The organism is Streptomyces sp. NPDC048142 (assembly GCF_043202835.1).
In the GTDB taxonomy this organism is placed as follows: Bacteria; Actinomycetota; Actinomycetes; order Streptomycetales; family Streptomycetaceae; genus Streptomyces.
Window position 1 is genome coordinate 48,965 of record NZ_JBIDBC010000034.1, and the last position, 23,665, is coordinate 72,629.

The window sequence follows — 23,665 nt, forward strand, 5'->3', positions numbered from 1 at the left end:
GCGGAGCCACGCCCGGTACGGCTTTCAGCACCACGCGCGGTACGGCTTCCGGCACCACGTCCGGCACGACGACGGCCGCGCTGCGCGGGGCGGTGGAGGCGTACTGGACGGCGGCCGAGGCGCGCGACTGGAGCGCGTTCGGGGCGACCCTCGCCGAGGGCGTGGTGTACGACCTGCCGCAGACGCGGGAGCGGATCCTCGGCAAGGAGCGGTATCTCCGGTTCAACCAGGAGTATCCGGGCGACTGGCACGTCCGGGTCGAGCGGATCGTCGTCGACGCGGAGGGCCGGCAGGCCGCCGCCCGGACCGGGTTCACCGTGACGGGAGAGCAGGCGGCGCAGGTGGGGGACGGGCCGGAGGAGATGGACGCCATCCACTTCTTCACGTTCGACGAGCAGGGCCTGATCACCGGGGTGACGGACTTCTGGCCCGAGTCGTACGAGCCTCCGGCCGGCCGGGAGCACCTGGCCGAGCGCTACTGAGAGCGGCGGCCCTACACCGCCGAGCGGAAGGCGGGCAGATAGCCGCCCGACTGCCCTGCGGCCTTGGGGTGGTACGAGTGGTGGATCGGGATCGTGACGCCGTGGAGCCAGGCGTCGCCGGAGCACAGCTCGTGTCCGGTGAATTCGTCCACCACGCCGGAGAAGGTGAACCCGGCGTCGGCGGACCGCTTGGCCAGGACGTCGTTCAGTACGTCCGACGCGTTGTTGATCGCGGCCCGTTCGGTCTCGGTGAGCCCGGCGACGCAGTTGCCGGACAGCTGGTAGAAGCGGGGGTAGCCGAGGACCACGACCTGGGCCTGCGGGGCGCGGGCCCGGATGTCGCCGTAGAGCGAATCGAGCCTTCCCGGCAGGGAGTTGTTCATCTGCGCGATGGCGTTGTTCACGCTGTTGACGCAGACGGCCTCGCTCGACAGCACGCAGTCCCGCATGACGTCGGCGAACCCGATGTCGTTGCCTCCGGCGGTGACGCTGACCAGCGAGGTGGACGCGCTGAGCACGCCGAGCTGACCGCTCGCCACGGACGAGGTGGTCGCTCCCGAGCAGGCGACGAAGTCGAACGAGGCGGGGGAGTGCGCGGCCTGCCACAGATACGGGTAGGCGTTGGTGCTGCGCCGGCAGTCGCCGCTGTCGGGGAGGTAGCTTCCGGCGCCGACGCCCGAGGAGTAGGAATCGCCGAGCGCGACATAACCGCCCGCGGTGGCGGCATCGGCCGAGTCGGCCGCGGCAGCCGGCCCGGCGACGCCGAGAGCGGCCACGGCGGCGAGCGCGAGCGTGGATACGGATGCCCAGATCCTTCGTGCTGACATGACTGCCGGCCCTTCGACGCGTGGGGGATGGGGGGTGAAGGAGCGATGCAGTTTCTAGCAGCTCGCGGTGTCCGTTCGTCATGCCCGCACGAGAAGTCGTCTGATATGCCGGGACGCTTGTTCGGCAGGCGTTTCTCCGCGCCTGCGTGAACCGACAACCCTGTTTGTGGGCAGGCGAGTTAGACGCTGTCCCGTGCGTCTCGGAGGGGGCCGGGAGGGCGGTGATTCGTGGCGCGGCAGGGTCCTGCCAGACGCCCGGCGTACCGGAGATTTCATCCGGTCGGCTCAACTCCCGGCGTGTTCGGGGAGCGAGGGGGGAGCTCGGGCGGCTCGTGTCCTGAGCGCCTCACCGGGGCCGCCGGTGCCAGGACTTCGGATCCACGTCAGAGGTGCGGTCGCCCGTGACGGGGCGACCGCACCTTTTGTTGCTCTGCGTCTCGGTGGAGATCAGGTCGTGGCGTGCCAGTACACAGCCAGGCGGGCCTGTCCCACGGGCGAGATGCGCTTGTGCCACTTGGTCCACTTGGTGGAGTACTTGATCCTGCCGTTGTGACTTCTGGAGCTGGTGGTGATGAGCTCGCCGTGGTTGATTCCGGCCTTGTACTGGACTTCGTGGTCCGCGGTGCCGGCGATGCCGGAACTCTCGGTGACGGTGTCGTCGTCGAACGAGGAGATGGTGGTCCAGTCGGTGCTCATGTTGCCGTACTTGGTGGTACTCGGCATCCTGCTCGGGAGGCCCTTGAGGAAGCTGCTTCCCGGCTTCATGTCCGCGCACTGCCGGGCTTTTCCGCAGAGGAACGCCCTGCTCTTGGTGATCCCGGCGTGCGGGGTGCCGAGCGTGACGACGTCCTCGATGTAGAGCTTCTTCGGGAAGCCCGCGGCGCGCTTGTGGGTGTAGTGCAGAGCGGCGCGGACGACGAGGCCGCCCATGGAGTGGGCTACGACGTCGACCTTCTTGTTCTTCTTCGTGTAGTGCTTGGAGACGTAGTTCGCGAATTTCTTCGCGACCTCCTTGATGGGCGTTTCACGGCTGCCGCCGGCGTTGTACGAGCAGTTCTTGTTCTTCGAGTAGTAGCCGAAGGTGAGCAGGTTCCCCTTCCAGCCGTTGTTTGAGAAATGCTTGCGGGCGGTGCTGAAGACCTTGGCGCAGTCGTGCTTCCCGAAGGGGGAGTGGCCGTGAACGAAGATGACCCGGTTGCTGGTCCCGTTCGACCGGGACGGCTTGCCCGCCGCACCGGCCGGCGCGACGGTGAGCATCGTGAGCACAGCCGCCAGCGCCGCAGCGAGAAGCAGCGTGAACCGCCTCTGAGTTCTCTGCATGAAAAGTTCCCCGTTTCCCCGTCTTCGAGTGTGTTCTCGACCGGCACATTAGCCCGGTCCGGTCGCTGGGTGTGACGGTCGTTCGCCCCACATCCGGACCCGATCGTTCGTTGGTCAACTAACCTCGGGCCCATGCGGCTTGGGGGGCACGAGGGAAACAGCGAGCGGCTGGTGAACCGGACCGTCGAGCGGTACGGGGTGTGGCTCAGGTCCACCGTGGTCTGTCTGTGCGGTGCGCTGGGCTTCGTCGGGGCGGATGCGGCGGATGCGGCGGACGTGCCCCTGGCGCTGTCGCTGCTGGTGCCCGCTGCCCTCGCCTGCGGTGTGCGTCTCTGGTCGCTGCGCCGTCCGCTTCCGTCCGCCCTCCTCTGGACGCTGGACGCGGCGGTGGTGACGCTGATGGGGCTGTCTCAGCCGGTCCTCGGCGGCGAGGGCGCGAACGCGATGGTGGAGGTGACCATCGGCATCAGCGTCATCGCCTTCCAGTTCGAGTGGGCGACGCGTCCGGTGGCCGGGGCCGCCCTGGCCGTGGGGGGAGCTGCGGCCTGCGCGCTGGGTGACATCCTCTCCTCGCCCGCGCACGGCCTCGGCGTGGTGCCCCTGGTGCCCTTGGTGCGCATGGCGATCCAGGTGGGCCTGTCCAGGGCGGCCTACCTCATCGTCCGGGCGCGGGCCAGGGGGGCCGACCGGTCGGCCGCGGTGCGGGCGGCCCTGCGCCGGGAGGCCGATGTCGCCGCGGCGCGGCGGGCGACCGAGCGCGCGTATCTGGCGACCTTGCACGACACGGCGAGCGCGACCCTGCTGATGGTCTCCCAGGGCGACAGCCGGGACTGGTCGTGGCTTCCTCCCCGTGCCAGGCAGGATCTGGAGGCCCTGTCCGCCATGCCCGGATTCGAGACGGGGAGCGTCGATCTCGCGGCGCTTCTCGGCTGTGTGCCCGAGGGGGAGGGAAAGGCCCGGGTGCGGCTCACGACGTACATCGAAGGCCCGCTCGCGATGCCGTCCGGCCCGGGGCTCGCGATATTCAACGGCGTCCGAGAGGCCGTCACCAATGTGGGACGCCATGCCGGGGTCCGGGAAGCGGAACTGAGAGCATGGCGAGAGGGAAGCGACGCGGTCGTCGAACTCTCGGACGCGGGACGGGGCTTCGACCCGGATTCCGTCCCGGCGCGACGCCGGGGCATCTCCGGGTCCATCGTCGGCAGGATGCACGCGGTCGGAGGCACCGCTTCCATCACTTCGCGGCCGGGCGCCGGGACCCGCGTACGGTGGCGCTGGCACGAGCCGGGCCGGGGCCCGTACACGGGCAGCGGAGGGCCGCACGCCACGGGGGCGCCGTGCCCGCCCCGCTCCCCGGCCCAGCACACGGCCGCAGCCCGCTTCCTCCGCGGACAGATCCTCTACGGGGCCCAGCTGGTCGCCCTGCTGATCTGCCTGGTCTGGCAGTTCACCATCTCCCTGCCCCGGCTCATGGCCCACCAGGACGCGTACCACCCCGCGTGGGCGCAGACCGCCGCCTTCGTCTGCCTCGTCGCCGTCGCGGCGACCGGGGGCGCCCATCTGCTGCGTGGCCGGCAGATCCCGCCGGCGGTGCGCGCGTGGTGCCTGGGTTCGGTGCTGGCCGTATCGGCGGTGAGCGCCTGCACGCTCCCGCCGGAGCAGTCGACGGGCGCGGCGGACTGGGCGTTCGGAGTGGTCGGCTGGCATGCGCTGTTCCTGCTGGCAGACCTGCGGGTCAGGGTGTTCGCGGCGTTCCTCGGGGCGCACATAGGGATCAACGCGGCCGCTGTGGCCTGGTCCGGGGCCCCGACCGCAGCCGAGTCGGCCGTCCTGGGGATCGCCACGATAGGCAGCTGTGGTCTCCAGCTCTCCGTCGGTGTCCTGATGTCGCATCTGCTCCGCGGCACGGCGGCAGCGGGGTCGGCCGCCGAGCGGGAGGAGCAACTGCGTACCCGAGAACGTATCCACGAGCACCTGCAACGTGATCACAAGGAGCGCTACCGCGCGCTGACGGCGACGACAGTGCCGCTGCTGGTGGGCCTCGGCCACGGTGTACTGAGTCCGCACGACGAGGAGGTCAGGCTGCGGTGCGGCGTGGAGGGCGCCCGTATGCGCCGCCTGTTCGCCGAAGGCGATGCCGTCTCCGACCCCCTGCTGAACGAGTTGCGCGCCTGCGTGGAGGTGGCCGAACACCGGGGCGTGACGGTGAGCCTGGCGGTGCGCGGCCGGCCGGGCGAGGCGCCTGTGGAGGTACGCAGGAAGCTGATCGACCCGGTGGCGGTGACCCTGGGGCGCACCCGCTCGACCGCGCGGGTGACCGTCGTGTGGACCCCCGGCACCGTCCGGGTGAGCGTCGTGGGCGTGGACTGCGCCGACGACCGCACCGCGGGAGCGGATGTCCCGTCACCCGGCTGTGCCACGGAATCGGAGGTATCCGTGGTAAGAACCAGGCGTGGTGAGAGTATGTGGGCCGAAGCGAGCTGGAGCAGATCGGCGTCATCAGGAGTTGACCTGCCATGAGTAACGACGCACCGGTCAGCGTGGTCGTCATCGACGATCATCCGGCCATCCTCTCGGGCGTGGAGATGTGGTACGGCGCTTCACCACGGCTCATCACCGTGGTCGCGGCAGGCGCCTCCGTACGGGAAGCCTGGAACGCCCCGGGCGATACGGCCGATGTGGTCGTCCTGGACCTGCAACTGGGCGAACCCGGCTCCGCCTTCAGCAGCCTGCGGAGACTTGTCGACGCCGGGCGGCAGGTGGTCGTCTACTCGATGCGGGACGACGAGAAGACCGCGCTCACCTGCCTGGACCTCGGAGCCGCGACCTTCCTGACCAAGAGCGAGGGCCAGGAGCACCTGGTCGAGGCGACGCTGGCAGCAGCCGATGAGCGGCCCTACATGCCGCCCGCGCTGGCCGGCGCACTGGGCACGAACGTCCGCGCCGACCGCCCGCAGCTCTCCACGCGCGAGGAGAACGTGCTCATCGAGTGGTTCCAGTCGGAGTCGAAGGAGCTGGTCGCGCAGCGTCTCGGCATCTCCGTGCGGACGGTCAACTCGTACCTGGACCGGGTGCGGATCAAGTACGCGAACGTCGGCCGTCCCGCGCGGACCAAGGCGAGCCTGGTGGCTCGGGCCGTCCAGGACGGGCTCGTCGACGTGGACGACCTCTGAGAGCACTCATCGACGCCCGCGAGGTCACGTAGCGGGGCAGCGGGTCCGACAGGCGGTGCGGGGTGGCCGGAACTGGTCCGGGAGGTCGGCGAACCGCCTCCGGGCACGCCGGAGTCAGGCGTACGGAGTGAGCGTGCCCGGCCGGACCAGGGGGGCAGGGCCCGGAGGTCACCCCCGCCGCTCGTCGGCGTCGTACAGCCGCCAGGCCGGCCAACGTACCGCTTCGGCTTCGCCGTCACCGCTCGCCAGCAGGTTCCGACGGTGCAGCATGAGCCGCAGGTGGCGCGCCGCGTCGCCGTCCTCCTCCACCCCCCGATCGAGAAGCACGGCCTGGGAGGCCGCCCCGCCGGCGCCACGCACCACGGCGTCCGCGGCATGCCCGTGCACGGTCTCGCCCAGCGTGACCGTGGCTTCCGCCGCGCGGGAGAGGGTCTGGTACAGGCGTTTGAGCAGCACGTCCTCGTCTCCGCGACCCGAGGGTACGCCGTCCCGCTCCGCGGCCTCCAGCAGTGCGGCGCCCACGCCTCCCCGCTGTCGCCAGAGCTCCTTGTCCCCCACCACGATGAGGTGACCGCGGGCCCGGGTGATGGCGACGTTCCACAGGTTCAGCTGTCCGCCGACCCACTCGACGGCGCCCGGATGCATGCCTTCGCCGGCGACGAGCGAGAACACCATGACGTCGCGTTCGCCGCCCTGGAAGGTGTGCACCGTACCGATGCGCAGACGCTCCTCGTCGTACGGCCGCAGCCGCTTGCGCAGCGCTTCGGCCTGAGGCGCGAAGGGCGTGACGACGCCGACGGTGGCCTCGGGCGGCAGCTGGTCCAGCAGGTACGTGACGCTGGCGAGCACTTTGCGGATCTCGTCCTCGTTGACCCAGGAGCCACCGAACGGAGGGCGGGCGGCGCGCCCGGTCACATCCGTCCAGATGACGGCTGAGCGGTGCTCCAGAGCGGGTCGGCCACGGGTGTCGGTGAGAATGGTCAGCCCGCCGTCGTAGAAGAACTCGTTGGAGATCGCGGCGATGTGCGGATGGCAGCGGAAGTGCTCGTCGAGAAGCAAGGTGCCGCCCGCGGACTGCTCGGCCGCGTGGAAGGCGGAGTGGCGCCGGTAGGCGAGGTGGTGCCTTTCCAGCCAGTCGGACCGCAACCCGTTCCCGCGCCGGATGAGAGCCTCGCGGTGCGGGCTGGTCTTCGTGATGTGCGTGAGCTGCATGGGGTCGCCGATGACCAGGGCGCGCCGCGCGCGGAACAGCAGCGGCAGGACCTGGGGGATGGCGCACTGGCTGGCCTCGTCGATGACGACGAGATCGAACAGGGCCGGGCCCAGCGGGAACCGCCGGGCGGAAAGACTGGTGACCGCCCACCCGGCCACCGCGGGCGCATCCGTGGAGCCGTCCGAGCGGCCCAGGACCCTCCGCATCTGCGGCCAGTCGCTGCGCTTGCCGTCCCGGGCCGCCAACAGGTCCAGGATGCGGCGGCGTCCGGCCCAGGCTGCGGCTTGGACCTTGGTGGCGAGGAGCGTGCGTGCGGCGTCCTGCACGGCGCTCTCCGCTGCGCGCAGGGTGCGCGAGAGCGCCGTGTCGTCAACGGTGGCCGCGTGCTCGCGCCCGTCACGCCACTGCGCCTCGGCCGCGGCGAAGCCGGCGAGCGCGAGGCAGCCCGCGGCGGGGTCACCGGTGTACGCCTCCAGACCGGCCTTGCGCAGGAAACGGGATCGGCGCCACGATCCGAGGAAGCGCGCGCGGGAGAGGCGGTGCGCTGTGTCCGCCAGCTCCCTCGGCCGGGGTGGACCACCGAGCAGGTCCGGGAGTACGGCGGCGGCGATCCCGAGCTGTTCCGCGTGGTGGGCGCGGGCTTCGCCCGCCCGGCGAAGCCGCAGCTCGGCCTCCGCGATGTGGGCCAGCCCCTGCCGTACGTCCGCCAGACGTTCGGTGGCCAGCGTGGCGGCCACCGACGCCGTGGCCACGGTGGTGGACGGCTCCGCGCCGGTGCGCAGCGCGTGCAGCGCGGCGGCCTCGTGCTCCGCGTTGCTCTTGCCGGTGCCGTTCTTCCGCGCCGAACCGGTGCGTACGACGCTGCCGGGCACCAGCGCGTCGCAGCGACGCCAGACCTCGTCCACGGCATCGTTGTTGGTGGACGCGACCAGCACGGTCTGGCCCGCCGCGATCGCCGTGGCCACGAGATTGGCGACCAACTGGCTCTTGCCGGTGCCGGGTGGGCCGGTGGCCACGGTCAGGCGGCGGGTCATGGCGGACCGGAGCACCGCGGTCTGCGCCTCGTTGGAGGGCAGCGGCGTCACGAGGCGCACCGGGCCGGGGTCCGTGTGGGCGAGGGCTCGGGCGCGCTGCGAGGCGTCGGGCGCGAGGGCGCCGAGGGCGGTCTTCCCGATCCGGTCCGTCTGTTCGGCGATGCCGGCGAAGTCGTTGAGGAGACTCTTCGTGAAACCTGTCTGGGGGCGCGCCGCGAACAGGACCGCGGTGTTGCGGGCCCCGTGGCCGGGCGTGCGGACGTCGATGCGGTCGGCGAGCTGGTCCGGACGGAGTTCCTGCACGCACGGCAGCTCGAACTCCTGCGTGAGGAGGTTCCGTACCTCCACCGCCATCCGGTCGTGCTGTCCTCGATGCCAGGACGGCTGAAACGTGTCGATGAGCTGGTTGGCCTCGTCCTCGCCCAGCCAGTCGTGCGCCAGCTGAGGATGCGGCTGGACCGGGCCGTACGGCTTCAGCCGCACCTCGCCCTCGTCCTGGACGATCTCGACCCGGCGTACCAGCAGGGGCGCGAACTTCGGCTGCTGCCAGGGGCGCCCGGTGCGCGGCCCGGTGAGGACCACGGCCGGGTATCCCGCCCAGAGTTCGGCGTCCTCCTCGGCCGCCGAGTCCACCAGCGGCGCCGCTTCCGCGGGGAGCGAGACGCAGCCGTCGTCGTCGACGTCTCCGGAGATGAACCTCTCCGCACCGTCCAGGCACACGTACGACGTGTCCTGGCGGCTCACTTCCATCAGCGGTGTCTCGGCGCTCTCGGCCAGGACGCACTCGCGGTAGTAGTCCAGGAGGTTGGTCCAGGTGGGCTGCGCGTGAGCGGATTTCGCGGCACCTGGCGGTGTCGCCTCTCCGGCGGCGGCGGCGGTCCGGGGCCGGGAACTCAGAGGATCGAGGACGGGGGCCAGGCCGAAGGGGCTGTCCGCGATGACGATGCGGTCGTCGACGCCGAGCGCGGACTGCACGGGCACCTGACGCCCGCCGTCCTGGGCGCGCATGCGCCGGTTGACGTGGTGGAACAGGTCGCTGACCGTTACCGCGCTGCCGCCGTCCTTGCTGACCTTCCCCGTGCGCAGCGCCTCGATGACCTCGCCGGTGAACGCCGACGGCTTCACGTCGTCGCCCGCGTCCGCGTACGAGTCCTCCCCGGCCCGCGAGGACGACAGGACGTACACGCCCCTGCTGGTCAGCGGGGGCCGCTCGGCGGACTTGGCCACGGAGCCGTCGTCCTGCCGGTCCGACGTACGCAGCCCCATGGCGAACCCGCCGCTGCGGCAGCAGTCGATCATCACGATCTTCTGCGGGGCGACGCACTCCTCCAGCGCGTCGTTGAGGAAACCGGCGCTGACACCGGTCGCGGCCACCCGGTCGTAGTCGGTGTCCTTGGCGACGAAGTGGAACTCGCCGCCGTCACGCACGGTGCGCACACCGTGCCCGGAGACGTACACGAGCGCGAGTTCGTCCTCGTCGCGCTCCTGGAGGAACTCTCCGATGGCCGCCCGCATGCCGTCCGCGGTGAGATCGGATTCGGTCTGTACGGAGACGAAGTTGCCGATGCTGCGGTGCTTCAGGACCTGGGCGAGTCCCCATACGTCCGCCCGTACGGAAGCGAGCGGCGAGAAGTGGCCGTCGTCGTAGTGCTCGTTGCCGATCAGGAGGGCCCGGCGCTTGTGCAGGCGGGTCACGCCGCGCCGTCATCCGATGCGGGACCGTCGTCGCCGACGACCCGGTCCTGGAACTCCCGGACCATGCGCTCCTGCGCCGCGTCCGGACGCCCGGTGATCTCGATGGAGTCGTCCCCGACGGTGACCACGACCCTGCGGTGCCGCTCCTTGGCGCACCACTCCTTGATCAGGGTGATCAGGACCTGGGACGCCGGGCGGGCGACGGCGGCGGCGCCGGCGGTGGTAGCGGCCCAGAGAGCCACCTCACCGACGCCCGTACCCTTGCGGCCCGGTTCGGCCGGCCCGTCGGCGTCATGGAAGCCGACGACGAGACCGTCCGCCCTGTGCAGGGTGTCGTGGAGATCCCGGGTGAGGCGTTCCTGCCGGAGTGTGTCGCCGCCCGTGGCCACGGTGAGTGTCCACGGCGATCCCCCGTCGCGCATGTGCTGCTCCTTGCGTTCGCGTCTGTGCTCGCTCGGTCCGTCCGGCGACTTTGGCACGCGGGCCTCCGTGAGGGACAGCCGAGGCCGTACGGGAAGGGCGGCATCCGGCCACGTCCGAGCTTCGGAGGGGCGGTGCCCGGTCGGCCGACCCGGCGACCGGCCGACTGTGTTCCCCGGCCCGGTGCCCGGCGACCGGCCGGCTCTGGCTCTGTTCCCCGGCCCGGTGCCCGGCCCGCGTGAGGACGGGCGCGGCGTCAGCCGTGCGGCGCACGGGCCTGCCCCGGGCCGTCACAGCAGATGGTCGGCCTTGCCCGCCTTGATGTCCTGGATGAGTGCGCTCAACGCCTCGCGGGTGTCTGTGAGGTAGGTGTCCTCCTGGCCCGCTACGGCTATGTAGGCGTTGCCGTCCGCGTCGGTGCCGATACGGAAGCAGTTGTTGCCCTCTCCGCAGAAAGGGGCTTCCCACTCGATGTCTGTCACGATCGGTCTCCTCACAGGTCCTTGATGATATTGCGGATGAGGTCTCGCGATGCTGTGACGGACAGACTCATGCGGTCCATCCACTCCAAGTGAGCCCGGTACTTCGACAGTTGCAGCTCGGCATGCATGAACGCGGGGCCGTGTGCCGTATCGAGTTGCACTGTGTCGAGCTGGGGTACCGGGCCCTTCGCGTACAGAGCGGCATGCCCTGCCCCAGGGAAGCTGCCGAGTTCGAACGGGATGACTCGCACCCGGACGTTGTCCCTCTCGCTCCACTCGATCAGAGCCTTCAGCTGCTCCCTGGTGGCGTCACGTCCTCCGAAGAGCATGCGCAGGGCGGCCTCGTGGATGTACCCCGTGTAGGCCGGCGGCTCCGCGCGTTCCAGCACGCGCTGCCGGTCCATGCGATGGGCCAGGCGCAGCTCGACTTCGGGGTGCGGGAGGGGCGGTAGCACGGCGGCGAAGATGCTGCGAGCGTAGTCCTCCGTCTGAAGCAGGCCAGGTACGTGGGCGGTCTGTGCCGTCTGGATGCTGCTGGCGTGCCACTCCAGCTCGACGATGTCGAGCAGCCCTGGCGAGACCCTGCCTCGATACTCGTGCCACCACTGGGGTTTGGCCGGCTGGGCCATCTCTTCGAGAGCGATCAGGTACTGCTCGTCCGCGCAGGCGCAGTGCGTCGCCAGCGTTCGCAGCCGGTCCGGACTGATCGTGCGGATGCCTGACTCGATGTTGGAGATCTTGCCCCGGTCGATTCCGAGCAGGCCCGCAACGTACTCGGCGGTGAGCCCTGCCTCCGTGCGCAACTTCTTTACCTCTGCGCCCAGCCTGCGTTGACGCTGCGTGGGGGTGGTGCGTGGCGGCATCGATCGCCTCTCTCCTCGGGCCGTGGGCCAGTCTGCCGGGTGAGCCTCGCGCAATCCATTCGGGGTGAATCTCCGGGATGAGTGGTACATGAGCCACCTGTTGCCCTACCTTAAGTCACGAGACGCTCACGCAAGGCAATGAGAAGAGCATCGCGTGAGCCTGCCCGTGTCCTCCTGCCCTGGGAGGGGTGGGCTCGCGCCAGGGAGACGAGCCACTGCCACGCGCCGCGTCGCCGAACGATTCATGTGCCGTACGAGCCTCTCGACAAGTCACCCGCGTCGTGATCGATGCGGCCATGCTCCAACGTCCGCGCCGTCCAACGGAGTCGTCATGCCCGAAAACGTGCCCATCGTGTCCGTCCCCGCGTCCCCCACCGCGTCCGGCCCCGTGTCCGCCATCGCGTCCGCCCCCGTCTCCGATCCGGCTCCCGCCTCGGCGGCCGGCGTCGAACCCGTCGTCCGCAGCGGCCGTGAACGGGCAGGAGGCGGGCCGCGATCCGGCCTCCCCGCCTACGTTCTCGGCTCGCCGTTCGCCCTTCGGGCCCCGGCGGGGGTGACGCAGTGCCCGCCACCCCCGCCGGACCTCGGGGAGCCGTCCGCCGCCCGCTTCGTCTACGGCCTGACACCTCCCTCCGCCACCGCAACCCCGCTGATCGCGCACGAGGCGGCGGACGCCGTACTCGACGTGCACGGAGTCGAGGACGAGCTGATCGAGCCGGCGCTCGAACTCGTCCACGAACTCGCCGTCCACGCCTGCCGCTTCACCGGGGCCGGAGAGATGGTTCATCTGGTGCTCCGTCGGGCCGACGGCGTACTTCAGGTGGTCGTGCATGACACGCATGCCCCGCACTTCGCGCCTCGTCTCGCCGGTCAGTGCGCCGAGCGGCGCAAGGTCTCCCTCGCGGTGGTTCGCGAACTGTCCGAGAGGCACCAGGGGGAGTGGGGTTTCGCCGCCGCCCAGCCGCCCGCCGCCGGTGTGTGCACCTGGGCCACGCTCGTACGCGTCCCACCTGCCCCGCCCGCCACGCCCGTTCCTCCGGTGTCTGACGCTGCCTCCGGAGCGGCCCCCGGGCGAGCCGCCTGACACCGCGCACTCCTTATATCGCCGCCCCCGACTTCGTAGCGCCCGGTTCCGCTTCCGGGCGGGTGCTGGTCGAGGGCGGTGGCCGAGCGAACCAGCCACTGTCCTCGCAGCCGTCCTCGCCGCTGTTCGTCGGCGCAGGCGGGCGGTAACCGGCCATATCGCGGTACTACATCGTGGTACGAGGGAAGTGCTGGCGGAACGCGGCGGGCGTCGTCGCCCCGGGGATCACGGACACATGAGCGAGCAACGAAGGGTTTGGACACCATGACAGAGAAGACCTACCGCGCCTCGGGTGACGAGGCTGCCGACGTCCCCAAGGCGGCCGCCGCGTCGGACGCTCCGGTCATCCTGAGCAACGAGCCCGGTTCGTTCGCCTGGGGTGTGCTGGCCAAGCGCCACCCTGCTCTTGTCCAGCAGGTGCGGGACGCGTTCCCGTACGGTCCACGGCAGCACGAGGCCCTCGACGCCCTGCTGGACGAGATCACCGACGGCGTTGTCGAACCGCTTGCCCCCGGGGAACGCGACCACGGGCGCTGGGCGGCCTCGGGACAGGAGTACTTCGGCCGCTCCTGGTACGACGCTCCGTTCCTGTGGGCGGAGAGCTACTTCTACCGCCGACTCCTCGGTGCGGTCGGGTACTTCGGCACCGGCCCGTGGCGGGGAGTCGATCCGTTCGCGCCGTTCAAGAAGGCCGAACTGGGAGGCGACGCGGTGGAAGAGGAACTGCGTGCCCTGGACGAGCTCGCGAACGTGCCGGCCGGGGAGCGGGCCACGGCTCTTCTGCACGCCTCGCTCTGGGGCAACCGCGCGGACCTCGGCTTCCGTGTCGCGGCGGGGGAGCCGACGGCCGGAGATACCGCAGATCCCGCGCTGGTCGCCGACGACAGCGTCCTGCTGTGGCGGCTTCTGCCCGTCGGGGCGGGCTCCACGGTCGCCGTGGTGGCGGACAACGCGGGCCGGGAGCTGATCCCCGACCTGACCCTCATCGACCACCTCCTGGAGCAGCGGCATGCCGACCGGGTCGTGCTTCATGTGAAGCCCTACCCCTACTACGTCTCCGACGCGATGACGGCTGACGTCGTCGACTGCCTCCGTCGCCTCGCCGAGGCGCCCGGTGAAGCCGGCAGGATCGGCGGCCGGTTGTGGAAGGCCATGGGGGCAGGAAACCTGGAGGTCCGCACCCACCCGTTCTTCTGTGCTCCGCAGCCGTACGGGGAGATGCCTGAGGGCCTTCGCGGCGAGTTCGGGGGCGTCGCGCTCACCATCCTGAAGGGCGACCTGAACTACCGTCGCCTGGTGGGCGACCAGTTGTGGGACGCGACGGCGTCCTTCGCCGATCTCACCAGGTACTTCCCGGGGGCCGTCGCGGCGCTCCGGACCCTGAAGTCCGATGTCATCGTCGGCCTGGAGGAGGGAGCGGTGGACGCTCTGGAGCGGTCCGGGGACGCCTGGCGTACCAGTGGCACGCACGCGCTGATTCAGGTGCGGCGGTAGGGCGGGGGCAAGCGGTGCAACCGGTGGGCCTCTTCCCGGACATCGCCGGTCCGGCCGATGCCACCGCCCCGAACTGCTGAGCCGAGGGCTTGTGTGTGATGCCGTGCCCGAGACCAGGGCCATGAACACGCGTCACGTGCGGGAGGCCCCCGGCGGATGGCCGGCGCCCGTCCGTCTGCCCCCGCCCCTGCCCCTCCCTGTCCCTGCCCTTCCCTGTCCCTGTCCCTGTCCCTGGGCAGCGAAGCCGGTCGTCCGGCGCGCGTCGGCCCGTGGCGGCCGGCCTGTCCGGCAGGGATCACGTGACGACAGCCCCTGTCCGTTGACACCGGGGCCTTGGGCCCAGCCGGTCACCTCGTGCTGCTGACTCCTGACGGCAGCAGCGGCCCGGACGTAGCCGACCTGCGCCGACGCCAGTACGCGTACGTCAGGACGCCGAGCATCGGGCCCCAGAGAACCAGGGGGACGTAGCAGGCGTAGAAGTAGACGGTCTCCCAGCCACCGGCCTTGCTCGGGAAGTCGGCCGGCAGCGGGTCGCCGTTGGTCTTGGACTGGGTGACCGTGGTGACGATCGCGATGACCGTGAAGACGAGGGTCAGGATCGTCGCTCCGATCGTGGCGGGGAGGACCGCGGCGGCGGTCGGCACCCGCCGCCCGCGCAGCACCGGCACCCAGCGTGGGAACACCTCGCCCCAGCGGGCGATCAGCCCGATGGCTGCGAAGGCCAGGATCTCGGAGACGAGGGTGAGGAGGACGACGTAGCCGTTCATCGCCCAGTCCTCGATCGACCCGCCACGCTTGTCCTCGTCGAACAGCACACCCAGGCGCCAGATCCCGGACGGGAGCACCACCAGGGGCACCGCGTAGGCGACCCACCGGGCCCAGCGCCGCGCCCCTTCAGCGGGCTCGTGCGCCGCGCGCCACGCCCGCCGCAGACGGCCCCCGAGGAGTGGCGTGCTTGCCGGATCGTCGATGGTCCCGGGCTGCCCGGCCTGCAACATCTGCGTTCCTTCCCGTCCGCGGGCCGGACCGGCCCGCGCACTTCGAGACTCGCAGCCGACGATGCCTCTCAGGATCGCGCTCCGGACCGAACCGCCTCCGCCGGGCGGCGGGCCCGAATCCGGGCGCTCCGCCCGGGGGATGACAGGCCACCGGAGCGCGACGTGCCCACAGGCCACCGTCAACGACAGGCGCTCACCCGGGTCAGGTCGCGTCGCCAGGTTGCCCCATCGCCTGCGCGGTGACGGCACTCTGAGTGACGACTGTCACTGGCAGGGGAGAGGATGCCGGTATGACAGTGCTGCCGATCACCGTGCCCGAGGCCCTGCTGGACGTCCACCATCTCGACCCCGAAGCCGGGGGATGGGGATTCAGGATCGACCACACGGTGGCGACGGCGGCCGGCGACACCTACGTGCTGACCGGCCTGCGCCGCTACCGCGCGCATGCGGCCGGCTCGGCCGACCCCGCCGAGCAGGATTTCGGCTACCAGCTGATCACCCGCCACGGGCCCGACGGAAAGCCCACCGCCACCGCCGTGTTCGGACAGGCGGTGCCGGGCGGTGGCCCATCGGCCATACCGGAGCGTGACGCGACGACCCTGGCCGTCCTCCCGGACGGCGCGGTCGCCGTCAGCTCCAAGCCCGGCAGCACTCGGTGACGACCTGTTCGTCGTCCCGGTCTTCGGGAAGACCTACCGTTCGACCAACCTGGGGCAGGAGTTCAGCTTCGTTCTCGTCGACGACCGCGGGGTGCTGCAGGGCCGGCTGGGGGGCTTGCACCTGCGCGAGGACAGCCCGTTCACCGGCTTCGACTTCACCGTCGTCGCCGACCCGTACCGCGCCCGTGCCTTCCATCTCAACCGCTACGGCCTGTACGCGTGGAGCGCCGACGGGGTGCTGCGCGCGCGGATGCCCACTGCGGAGAAACCCTTCAAGCCCCTTGTCCACTTCGCCCTGCTGGAGTGCACACCCGCAGGGGAGCTGCTCCTCGCGCACCGCAAGCAGCACCTTCTGCTGCGGGTGCCGGTGCCGCAGGAGCTGGACGACCCGGCGGTGGCGGTGGAGGCCGCGCTGAAGGGCTACGGGCGCGAGCGCACCGCGCTGAAGAAGCAGTACGCGCCCGTGAACTGGCTCTGGTCGGACAGCGCGGCCACCGTGAGGCATCTCTGACGGTGCGTCATCGCGATTGCCGTGCCGTGCCGTGCCGTGCCGGGTGCGGTGTGGCTGATAGTGCCGCACGAGGAAGCCGAGTCCGTCCAGCGAACTTTTCGTTCCCGAGGTCAACAACCTGTCCAAGGGACCGACTGCAACCGTCACTCAGCGTTCAGACTTCACGGAATGTGAGCCAGAGCCCGAGAAACGAAGGCGGGATGGCGATCAGAGGACCGAGCCCGGAGAGGACGGCCCGACTTGAAGTGCTCGTCGACGCGTGCCGGCCACTGTCGGCAGCGCACGGAGGGATGGCGGGATGGCTCTATTCACGAGCTTCGACAGCAGTTGTTCACCGATGTCCTTTGTCGTCCAATCGAGGCGTTTGAGAGCGAACCCAGCCGTTTCGGCTTCTATGGCGGTGCATCCAGTCATGAGTGGGCGGCTGGTGGCCTTCAGTCCCTACGCCGTCGTGGTGACCTGCTCTAATGGCCATCTCATCGACTCGGGTGACGGCAGGGGGATCGGATGCACGAGGACATGGCCGTCGGGGGCCGCTACCGGGTAGAACGCTTCCTGGGCAGGGGCGGTTTGGGCGAGGTCTGGGAAGCGACGGACCGTACCCTCGGCCGGCGGGTCGCCATCAAGTTCGTCACCGGCGTCATTCAGTACCCAGAGGCGGCTCAGCGGTTCGCGCGTGAGGCCCGCACGCTCGCCTCGCTCCGCCACGGCAGCGTGGTGACGGTTCACGACGCCGGAACGACCGACCACGATGGTCGGTCTCTGCCCTACCTTGTGATGGAGTTACTGGACGGCGCTACGTGGGAGTTCTCGCACGTGGACTCGATCGTGGAGACCGGGGCGCGCTTGGCGGACGTTCTCGCGCATGTGCACGCGGCGAAGGTCGTGCACCGGGACATCAAACCCGCCAACATCATGATCTGTGCCGACGGGCGCACCGTGCTGATGGACTTCGGGATAGCCCGGGACGACGCCTCGCTCACCCGCACAGCCACCGCCACCGGAAGATACTTCGGGACCCCCGGCTACATGGCCCCCGAACAGCTCGAAGGCCGCGCCGCCACACCTGCTTCGGACGTCTACGCGCTAGGAATCGTCCTGGTCGAGAAGCTGACCGGCCACCGACTGCCCGTCGCGCAGCTCATGCCCCAGGTCCGATCCTCCATCCGCGAGCCCGTACTGTCCCTGCTCACCCGGATGACCGCTGCACGTCCCGACCAGCGGCCCTCCGCCATCGAGTGCGCTTCGCTGCTGCGCGCGTCCGAGACGCCCACGACATTGCGGCACGTGCCGTCCACGAGAAAGGGGTGGCGGCAACGCCTGGTCGCGCCGACGGTACTGCTGGCGCTGCACACGATCGTCCTGTTCCAGCCTGCTTACAGGTTGCCTGCTTACAGCAGACGCCGGAACGACAGCGTCGTCATGTCGTTCGGCAAACGGATCGTCTACGCGCAGGAAGAGGACTTCTTCGAGTGGAACTCACGAGCCTGGGGAGCCGTGACTACCGTCGGAGCCGGCGTCGGAGTGGCGACGCTGCTGGTGGCGGTCATTCTGCTCGTTCTGAGCTCTCGGTTGCCGACGAGGTCGGCGGGCTATGGCGCAGCGGTGCTCGTCGTGGTGTGCCTCGGCTGGCAGGCCACGTCCAACCCGCCTTATTACCACGACGGCGGCCCGGGCCTCCAACCCATCTATGGCCTGTGGCTCTTCTATCTGGTGACGGCGGTGACCATCGCCATGTACGTCTACCACGATGTCCGTGCCCGCCGGGTGAGCACGCAGCCATAGCCCACGGCCAGGCAGAGTCGGCCAGCGACGGCCTCCGGGCAGCGGCCGCACCGGAACGGCGTCCTCGAACCTGGCCGCCGCACATTGCGGCAACGGATGCCGACGCCCGCGTACGCCCTCCAACACGCGGCACCCTCAGCGCGCTCCCCTTTCCCGACTGGATTCGCCGTCAGAGAAGCCGAAGCGGCTGGATTCGCTGTCGAACGCCCCTGTCCGCTGCCATCCGGTCGAGGCGATTTTGGCAGGCAGTCGTTGCGGCTTCCTTGCCGGCGAACCTACGGGACAGCCCTTAGCTTGTCATTTAACCGTTGAGCTGCGCTTGCATCGCCTCGTGGGCAGCGAGTTCCTCCGGAGTGCCGAGGAAGGCCGGCCCGCAGCCGACGGGAAGGCGCTCCCAAACCATGGTGACGGCTTCCCCGACCGTCTCCGCAGGCCCCACGGTCTGCGAACGAAGAGGACCTGACACCCAGTAGCTACCTCCGGCCACGGGCTGGATGTAGGGGATGTCCCACGTCCACCGTTGTTCGGTGCAGCGGCTGAAGTGCAGCTCGCCCATGCCGGTCCAAGGGAACAACTGCCGCAGGCGTGGTTCGGCATATGCGGCTTCCAGCAGCTCAGGGCGCACGCGTCCGTCAGCGCGCACCTTCTGCCAGCCTGCTTCGACAGCGTCACCGCTCGATGTCCTCAGTGTCATTGGGACATCATGACCGGCACCACTCAGGTCCGCTGGGTGGGGGCGGCGCTTGCTCGTCGGGGTTTGGTCCCTGTCTTGTGGTGGGTCGGTCGCTGGTAGGCCGTGCCGGTGGCGAGGACGCGTCCCACGTCGTAGCGGGTTGCGGGCCGCCGGTTCTTCGAGCCGGGTGGGCGGCCGGGGCCGGGTGTGGTGGGTTTCGGTGCACCGGCAGGAGAGCCTGTCGTCGTGCGGAGGTTCCGGAACCCGCGCCGGACCCGGGCGGGGGTGAGTTTGTGCGGCGGCAACGGCTTTTCCCACGGCCGCCGGAGGTCTGTGGCGAGGGGCCGGGCGAGGCGGAGCTGGGTGTGGGCGAACCAAGGCCGGACGCCTGCGCCAGCCCTCCTGGCACCGCCTGCGCCCCGACCTCACCCCCGCCGACGAACGTGTACCCGTCTGTCCGGAGGGGCCACGCCCTATCACCTCCCATGACGCGCCCATGTGCTTCGTGCGGCCGACCACGGGCGGCAGGCGCTGCTCAATGCGCCGTTGCCGCGGGAGCAGGCGCTCCAGCGGCTGCTCGGCATCCGGCGTCGGCCGGGTGAGGGCCCTGGAGGACCCCGGGCGAAGCCGAACCCGACACCTGCCCTCTTCGGGGACGACGCCGCAGAGGGCGAGAGCGACGGCCTCCGAGGGTGGGTGAAGGCCTCAGCCGGAGGCGATCAGGCCGTTGTCGGCCTTCAAGTCCGTGACGATGTCGGCGTCCGTGCTGGTGAACCCGTGCATGCGAGCTTGCCCGGCACCTGGGCGCCGGTCGCGTTCTCGGCGGCGAGGAAGTCGCTGCCGAGAACGCTGACCACCTGGCCTGGGTCAGAGCCCCTCTGCCGCCTTCTTGTTCTCCGAAGGCCGGGGGGCCGAGTCGTTGCTGTGGGCGCCGGGCGGGATTCCGGTGGTTTCCTTCCGGACGGTTCTGGGGGCCCGGCGGGGGGATGCGAGCAGAAACGCTATGGCGAGGGCTGCGAAGAGTGCTGCGCCGGTGCCGACGAGCAGGGCGTCCTCCATGCCGGTCATGAAGGCGGTGCGGGCCTGGTCGAGTACGGGCCCGCCGATCGTGGCGGCTGCGGCGATCGATGAACGCGCGGCTCCCTCCAGGTTCTCTGGCAGGCCGGGCAGGTGGAGGCTGCTGCGGTAGGAGGAGGTGAGGACGCTGCCGAGGACGGCGATGCCCAGAGCGCCGCCGAGTTCGCGGGCGAGGTCGTTCACCGCGGAGCCGACGTTCTGCAGGGCCGGCGGCAGTGCATCGGTGATCGCGGTGGTGGCCGGTGTCATCGCCAGCCCCATACCGGATCCGAGCGTCATCAGCGCGGCGGCGATCAGTCCGTAGCCGCTGTCCCGGTCCAGTTGCGAAAGAAGCGCAAGGCCCACCGAGACCAGGACCAGTCCGGTGACCCAGGGACGTCCGATACCGAAGCGGGCGGTGAGGCGGGGGCTGAGGCGCGACAGCGGCACCATGGCCGCCGCCATGGGCAGCACGCTCAGCGCGGCGACCAGGGCGCTGTCCCCCCTGACGAACTGGAGGTACTGCATGACGACGAAGATGAACCCGAAGAACCCGAAGAACTGAAAGGTGATCGAGAGTGCGCCGGCCGTGAAGCGCGGATGGCGGAACAGCCTGGGATCCAGGAGCGGGTGGCGCCGCTTCAGCTCCCACAGCACGAAGCCGGTGAGGACGATCAGTCCCAGCGTGATGCCGGCCAGGGTGATCCCGCTGCTCCAGCCGTGCACGGGGGCCTCGATGACGCTGTAGACGAGCACGCCGAGGCCTGCTGCCACCAACAGTGCCCCGAAGCGGTCGAGCGCGGGCTGGTCCGGTTCGGCGGACTCCGGTACGTACCGTGCCACGCCCGCCAGGGCGGCTGCGGCGAGCAGCAGGTTCAGGAGGAAGACCGAACTCCAGGACCAGACCGTCAGCAGCGAGCCAGAAGCCAGTAGTCCCACCACGGCGCTGGCACCGGCGACGGCGGCCCAGGTGCTGACGCCACGGGCCCGCAGAGAGGGCGGGAAAGTGGTGGTGATGGTCGAGAGCGTGGCGGGCATGACGAGCGCGGCACCGACGCCCAGCAGAGCTCTCAGCGCGATCAGCATGTTCGGGGAGGTGGTGAGCAGCGCGGCGGCTGAGCCACCGCCGAAGATCGCCAGACCGAGGAGTAGGGCGTTGCGCCGCCCGAAGCGGTCGCCGAGCGCACCGGCGGGCAGCAGCAGCGCGGCGAACACCAGGCTGTAGGAGTCGACGATCCAGGTGAGCTGGGTCTGGGTGGCCTGGGTCTCGCGGGCTATGGACGGCAGCGCCACGTTCAACGAGGACATCGCGGACACGACGGTGGCCAGCGCGAGACAGGTGACCGCGAGGACGAGGCGGTGACGGCCTGCGGACGCTTGATCGGGGGGCATGGCTCCGGGCCTTCCAGTGGGTTGCAGGAACCCGGTCAGAGTCGCTACCGCACCGCTAGCATTTCAACTGTGATGAATAAAACCTCGCGTCGTGGACGTCGGCCCGGCAGCCCCAACACCCGTGACGTCATCCTCGAAACGGCCCGCCGCCGCTTTCTGGCCGAGGGCTACCATGCGGTCACGCTGCGCTCGATTGCCGCGGAGGCAGGCGTGGACCTTGCTCTGATCAGCTACTTCTTCGGCTCCAAGAAAGGCCTTTTCGGCGCGGCGCTCGCCCTGGCCGTCAACCCTGCCGAGGTCGTCGCCCAAGTCCTGGAAGGCGACCCCAAGACCCTCTCCCAACGCGCCCTCCGTGCCATGCTCTCCGTGTGGGACGACCCGCAGTCCGGGCCGGCGCTGCTCGCCATGGTGCGCAACGCGGCCCAGGACGAGATGTTCGCCGAGCTCGTCAAGGAAGTGCTCGAACGCGAGATCGTCGACCGCATCGCGGCCTGGCTGGGCGGGTCCCACCCGCGTAGACGCGCCGCGGCGTTCACCGCGCAGATGGCCGGTCTGATGACCGCGCGCTACCTGCTGCGCCTGGAGCCCATGGCATCCATGACGCCTGATGAAATCGTCCGCCACCTCGCACCCTCGCTGAGAGTCGCACTCCAGGACACCTCGCACGCCAACCACCGCCGAGCTCCGCGGGACCAGCGGTGAGGCGGTTGACCACAGCAGGTCGCCAGAATCATGCGGGCGCCCGACCCCGGGGGGCCTCTATTCCTTTCCTCAAGGCGCCCAGGTTTGGTTTGGGGTGGTTTGGCTGGCTTTAGCTTGAAATTTAATGAACCTCCTGTTTTGCCCTTCGGTGTTCGGTGAGGGTTTCGCTGCGTTTCACGGTCTTTCCGGGTTCGTGTCGGGGTGCTGGCCTGCGGTTCGTCGACCCGGTGGGGCGGCCTGGGCCGGGTCGGGAGGGTTTCGGTGCGGCTGCTGGGCTGATGGCGGCCGCGCGGACGTTGCGAAACCCTCGCCGGACCCTGGCTGGAGTGAGCCGGCGAGGTTCGGCGGGTCGTTCCCAGGGACGGCGGACGTCCTCGGCGAGGGGCCGGGCGAGGCGGAGCTGGGTGTGGGCGGCGATGATCAGCCAGGTCCACAGGTCGGCGGTGTCCGCGTGGCGGATCTTCGGGGTGGTCCAGCCGAGGGTCTGTTTCATCAGCCGGAAGGTGTGCTCAAGATCGAATCTGCGGAGGAATGCCTGCCACCACCGGTCCACGTCCGTGCCGGTGGCGGCGGTTGCCGAGCACCACAGCCAGACTGGCTTCGGGGTGCGGTTGCCCAGCAGATGGTCGACCTCAAGGCGGATCAACGTGCCTGCAGGATGGGGAGTTCCTCCTCGGCGTGCTCCAGCCAGGGGCCGCGGTGGCCGAGCCGGGGATGCATCCTGTCCCACGCCATCGCACGGGCTTCGCCGTAGCGGGTGGTGTGCGTGCCGGTGGTGACCTCGGGCTCGTGCCGGCTGTCGGGCTTGGCGAAGGTCAGCACGCTTCCGTGCCGGCGCGGCCGCCCGCCCTTCGGGCCCGAGCGAGCCGGGCCCGCATCGCGGAGCATGACGCGGTCCGAGCGCAGACGCCCGGCCAGGACGACGGGCAGATCGGCCAGGACGTAGGAGAGGTAGGCGACGTCGTAACCGGCGTCCATCGTGATCAGGATTTCGGGGTCGCCCGGCTTCCAGTGCCCCCGCTCCGCGCAGCCGGTCGACGACCTCGCGGAGCTGGGCGGCGGTCACGGCCGTCGCGTCGTCGGCCGGTCCCAGCCGCACCGCGTCCAGCAGTGCCACCCACGAGGTACGGCCTGTTTCCAGGGCCGCGACGAAGGAGTAGGGCCAGCCGGGGATGAACTGGTCCGAACTGCGGTCGCCCCGTCCGTAGACATGACAGAACAGCCGATCGTCGCTGGTCGGAGCATCCGGCCTCAGCCAGTGGGAGACGTCTACGGCCAGGACGATCCGCCCGTCGGCTGCCCTCGGCAGCGGCAGGCCGGCCAGTGACCGGCGAAGCCGAGCCGGCTCCAGCCAGCCCCGGTCGAGCCCCGCGTACATCGCACCGTGTCCACGGCGGTGCTCGGCCGTCAACGACAGCTCGACCAACGTCTTCACCGGGCCGTCCGTGCACAACACGGCGTCCGTCAGCTCGAAGAGCGCATCCGCGCGGGCGTACAGGCAGTCGTAGAACTCAACCCGAAAGCGGGACAAGACACCCAACGCCTCGCCCGCGGCCCCAGAGACAGGGAAACTCATTCACAGCGGCCGTTCTCTTGTGTGCACTTCGTGACTCGATATCTCGAAGCGTGGAGAACGGCCGCCTCCGCTGTCCCAAGAAGAACCGCAGATCAGCAGGTCGAGTGACCTGCGACGTTAAACAACAAGCTTAGGGCCTGTATCGAGTCGTGATCAATCTGCGGGATTCGCCCTCGCTTCGGGGGTGGATCGTGTAGTCCGGTGTGCATGACGCGGAGACAGTTGA

The 23,665-nt window shown here is 70.1% G+C and carries 19 protein-coding genes and 2 pseudogenes; 9 read left to right on the forward strand and 12 right to left on the reverse strand.

The genetic code is table 11. From position 1 onward, the window contains the following. The first annotated feature begins 92 nt into the window (after positions 1-92). A complete protein-coding gene (locus ACGF2Y_RS30950) occupies positions 93-482 on the forward strand; it encodes a nuclear transport factor 2 family protein (protein ID WP_392954380.1) in 390 nt (129 codons plus the stop codon). Positions 483-493: 11 nt separating this feature from the next. Here the strand turns inward: ACGF2Y_RS30950 and ACGF2Y_RS30955 are convergent, their stop codons facing one another. Both ACGF2Y_RS30955 and ACGF2Y_RS30960 read right to left on the reverse strand, forming a co-directional pair. Next, positions 494-1,309, reverse strand: a complete 816-nt coding sequence (locus ACGF2Y_RS30955) for an SGNH/GDSL hydrolase family protein (protein ID WP_392954338.1) — start codon at positions 1,307-1,309, stop codon at positions 494-496. A gap of 447 nt (positions 1,310-1,756) precedes the next feature. After that, positions 1,757-2,629, reverse strand: coding sequence for a lipase family alpha/beta hydrolase (locus tag ACGF2Y_RS30960; RefSeq protein WP_392954340.1), 873 nt, complete (start codon positions 2,627-2,629; stop codon positions 1,757-1,759). Between the two features lie 132 nt (positions 2,630-2,761). On the opposite strand from ACGF2Y_RS30960, the gene ACGF2Y_RS30965 reads away from it, so the two are divergent. After that, positions 2,762-5,149, forward strand: a complete 2,388-nt coding sequence (locus ACGF2Y_RS30965; protein ID WP_392954342.1) for a sensor histidine kinase — start codon at positions 2,762-2,764, stop codon at positions 5,147-5,149. Next, a complete protein-coding gene (locus tag ACGF2Y_RS30970; RefSeq protein WP_392954344.1) occupies positions 5,146-5,802 on the forward strand; it encodes a response regulator in 657 nt (218 codons plus the stop codon). The genes ACGF2Y_RS30965 and ACGF2Y_RS30970 overlap by 4 nt, the downstream gene beginning before the upstream one ends. Before the next feature lie 168 nt (positions 5,803-5,970). On the opposite strand, the gene ACGF2Y_RS30975 is transcribed toward ACGF2Y_RS30970, so the two are convergent. The 4 genes from ACGF2Y_RS30975 to ACGF2Y_RS30990 all read right to left on the reverse strand — a co-directional run bounded on the left by ACGF2Y_RS30975 (position 5,971) and on the right by ACGF2Y_RS30990 (position 11,509). Then, on the reverse strand, positions 5,971-9,744 hold the full coding sequence (locus ACGF2Y_RS30975) for an AAA domain-containing protein (RefSeq protein ID WP_392954346.1): 3,774 nt from the start codon (positions 9,742-9,744) through the stop codon (positions 5,971-5,973). Beyond that, on the reverse strand, positions 9,741-10,166 hold the full coding sequence (locus ACGF2Y_RS30980; RefSeq protein ID WP_392954348.1) for a hypothetical protein: 426 nt from the start codon (positions 10,164-10,166) through the stop codon (positions 9,741-9,743). Before ACGF2Y_RS30980 ends, ACGF2Y_RS30975 begins: the two co-directional genes overlap by 4 nt. A 288-nt stretch (positions 10,167-10,454) precedes the next feature. Beyond that, positions 10,455-10,646, reverse strand: a complete 192-nt coding sequence (locus ACGF2Y_RS30985; protein ID WP_392954350.1) for a hypothetical protein — start codon at positions 10,644-10,646, stop codon at positions 10,455-10,457. A gap of 11 nt (positions 10,647-10,657) precedes the next feature. Continuing rightward, positions 10,658-11,509 carry a helix-turn-helix domain-containing protein gene (locus tag ACGF2Y_RS30990; protein WP_392954352.1) on the reverse strand — a complete coding sequence of 284 codons (852 nt, stop codon included), beginning with the start codon at positions 11,507-11,509 and terminating at the stop codon, positions 10,658-10,660. Between the two features lie 331 nt (positions 11,510-11,840). Between ACGF2Y_RS30990 and ACGF2Y_RS30995 the strand changes: the two genes are divergently transcribed. Both ACGF2Y_RS30995 and ACGF2Y_RS31000 read left to right on the forward strand, forming a co-directional pair. Next, positions 11,841-12,593 (forward strand): ATP-binding protein, encoded by a 753-nt coding sequence (locus tag ACGF2Y_RS30995; RefSeq protein ID WP_392954354.1) that lies wholly within the window; start codon positions 11,841-11,843, stop codon positions 12,591-12,593. Positions 12,594-12,857: 264 nt separating this feature from the next. Beyond that, positions 12,858-14,087, forward strand: coding sequence for a damage-control phosphatase ARMT1 family protein (locus ACGF2Y_RS31000; protein WP_392954356.1), 1,230 nt, complete (start codon positions 12,858-12,860; stop codon positions 14,085-14,087). A gap of 347 nt (positions 14,088-14,434) precedes the next feature. Here the strand turns inward: ACGF2Y_RS31000 and ACGF2Y_RS31005 are convergent, their stop codons facing one another. Continuing rightward, positions 14,435-15,085 carry a hypothetical protein gene (locus ACGF2Y_RS31005; protein ID WP_392954358.1) on the reverse strand — a complete coding sequence of 217 codons (651 nt, stop codon included), beginning with the start codon at positions 15,083-15,085 and terminating at the stop codon, positions 14,435-14,437. Between the two features lie 290 nt (positions 15,086-15,375). Between ACGF2Y_RS31005 and ACGF2Y_RS31010 the strand changes: the two genes are divergently transcribed. From ACGF2Y_RS31010 to ACGF2Y_RS31020, 3 genes are all read left to right on the forward strand, one after another. After that, the gene (locus ACGF2Y_RS31010; RefSeq protein ID WP_392954360.1) at positions 15,376-15,744 is read left to right on the forward strand and encodes a hypothetical protein; all 369 of its coding nucleotides are present in this window, start codon (positions 15,376-15,378) and stop codon (positions 15,742-15,744) included. Beyond that, positions 15,671-16,255 carry a hypothetical protein gene (locus tag ACGF2Y_RS31015; RefSeq protein WP_392954362.1) on the forward strand — a complete coding sequence of 195 codons (585 nt, stop codon included), beginning with the start codon at positions 15,671-15,673 and terminating at the stop codon, positions 16,253-16,255. Before ACGF2Y_RS31010 ends, ACGF2Y_RS31015 begins: the two co-directional genes overlap by 74 nt. Positions 16,256-16,762: 507 nt before the next feature. Then, positions 16,763-18,040 carry a serine/threonine-protein kinase gene (locus tag ACGF2Y_RS31020; RefSeq protein WP_392954364.1) on the forward strand — a complete coding sequence of 426 codons (1,278 nt, stop codon included), beginning with the start codon at positions 16,763-16,765 and terminating at the stop codon, positions 18,038-18,040. A gap of 301 nt (positions 18,041-18,341) precedes the next feature. Here the strand turns inward: ACGF2Y_RS31020 and ACGF2Y_RS31025 are convergent, their stop codons facing one another. From ACGF2Y_RS31025 to ACGF2Y_RS31035, 3 genes and pseudogenes are all read right to left on the reverse strand, one after another. Next, positions 18,342-18,734 (reverse strand): DUF6193 family natural product biosynthesis protein, encoded by a 393-nt coding sequence (locus tag ACGF2Y_RS31025; protein WP_392954366.1) that lies wholly within the window; start codon positions 18,732-18,734, stop codon positions 18,342-18,344. Positions 18,735-18,757: 23 nt separating this feature from the next. Then, a pseudogene (locus tag ACGF2Y_RS31030) lies at positions 18,758-19,084 on the reverse strand (transposase); the annotation flags it as partial. 496 nt (positions 19,085-19,580) lie between these two features. After that, positions 19,581-21,161, reverse strand: a complete 1,581-nt coding sequence (locus ACGF2Y_RS31035; RefSeq protein WP_392954368.1) for an MFS transporter — start codon at positions 21,159-21,161, stop codon at positions 19,581-19,583. A gap of 72 nt (positions 21,162-21,233) precedes the next feature. Here ACGF2Y_RS31035 and ACGF2Y_RS31040 point away from each other — a divergent pair, with 72 nt between their 5' ends. Beyond that, positions 21,234-21,863, forward strand: a complete 630-nt coding sequence (locus tag ACGF2Y_RS31040) for a TetR family transcriptional regulator (RefSeq protein WP_392954370.1) — start codon at positions 21,234-21,236, stop codon at positions 21,861-21,863. 121 nt (positions 21,864-21,984) lie between these two features. On the opposite strand, the gene ACGF2Y_RS31045 is transcribed toward ACGF2Y_RS31040, so the two are convergent. Together ACGF2Y_RS31045 and ACGF2Y_RS31050 are read right to left on the reverse strand one after the other, a co-directional pair. Then, positions 21,985-22,509, reverse strand: a complete 525-nt coding sequence (locus ACGF2Y_RS31045) for a hypothetical protein (RefSeq protein WP_392954372.1) — start codon at positions 22,507-22,509, stop codon at positions 21,985-21,987. Further along, positions 22,506-23,439: pseudogene (locus ACGF2Y_RS31050) on the reverse strand (transposase). The gene ACGF2Y_RS31045 and the pseudogene ACGF2Y_RS31050 overlap by 4 nt, the downstream one beginning before the upstream one ends. Positions 23,440-23,665 lie beyond the last annotated feature (226 nt).

What these genes read in the sequence shown, in the direction of transcription:
- ACGF2Y_RS31000 (WP_392954356.1), top strand. Translation starts at nt 12,858, where the DNA reads ATGACAGAGAAGACCTACCGCGCCTCGGGTGACGAGGCTGCCGACGTC.
- ACGF2Y_RS31040 (WP_392954370.1), top strand. Translation starts at nt 21,234, where the DNA reads ATGAATAAAACCTCGCGTCGTGGACGTCGGCCCGGCAGCCCCAACACC.
- ACGF2Y_RS30955 (WP_392954338.1), bottom strand. Translation starts at nt 1,309, where the DNA reads ATGTCAGCACGAAGGATCTGGGCATCCGTATCCACGCTCGCGCTCGCC.
- ACGF2Y_RS30995 (WP_392954354.1), top strand. Translation starts at nt 11,841, where the DNA reads ATGCCCGAAAACGTGCCCATCGTGTCCGTCCCCGCGTCCCCCACCGCG.
- ACGF2Y_RS30970 (WP_392954344.1), top strand. Translation starts at nt 5,146, where the DNA reads ATGAGTAACGACGCACCGGTCAGCGTGGTCGTCATCGACGATCATCCG.
- ACGF2Y_RS31025 (WP_392954366.1), bottom strand. Translation starts at nt 18,734, where the DNA reads ATGACACTGAGGACATCGAGCGGTGACGCTGTCGAAGCAGGCTGGCAG.
- ACGF2Y_RS30990 (WP_392954352.1), bottom strand. Translation starts at nt 11,509, where the DNA reads ATGCCGCCACGCACCACCCCCACGCAGCGTCAACGCAGGCTGGGCGCA.
- ACGF2Y_RS31010 (WP_392954360.1), top strand. Translation starts at nt 15,376, where the DNA reads ATGACAGTGCTGCCGATCACCGTGCCCGAGGCCCTGCTGGACGTCCAC.
- ACGF2Y_RS30980 (WP_392954348.1), bottom strand. Translation starts at nt 10,166, where the DNA reads ATGCGCGACGGGGGATCGCCGTGGACACTCACCGTGGCCACGGGCGGC.
- ACGF2Y_RS31020 (WP_392954364.1), top strand. Translation starts at nt 16,763, where the DNA reads ATGCACGAGGACATGGCCGTCGGGGGCCGCTACCGGGTAGAACGCTTC.
- ACGF2Y_RS30965 (WP_392954342.1), top strand. Translation starts at nt 2,762, where the DNA reads ATGCGGCTTGGGGGGCACGAGGGAAACAGCGAGCGGCTGGTGAACCGG.
- ACGF2Y_RS31005 (WP_392954358.1), bottom strand. Translation starts at nt 15,085, where the DNA reads ATGTTGCAGGCCGGGCAGCCCGGGACCATCGACGATCCGGCAAGCACG.
- ACGF2Y_RS31035 (WP_392954368.1), bottom strand. Translation starts at nt 21,161, where the DNA reads ATGCCCCCCGATCAAGCGTCCGCAGGCCGTCACCGCCTCGTCCTCGCG.
- ACGF2Y_RS30960 (WP_392954340.1), bottom strand. Translation starts at nt 2,629, where the DNA reads ATGCAGAGAACTCAGAGGCGGTTCACGCTGCTTCTCGCTGCGGCGCTG.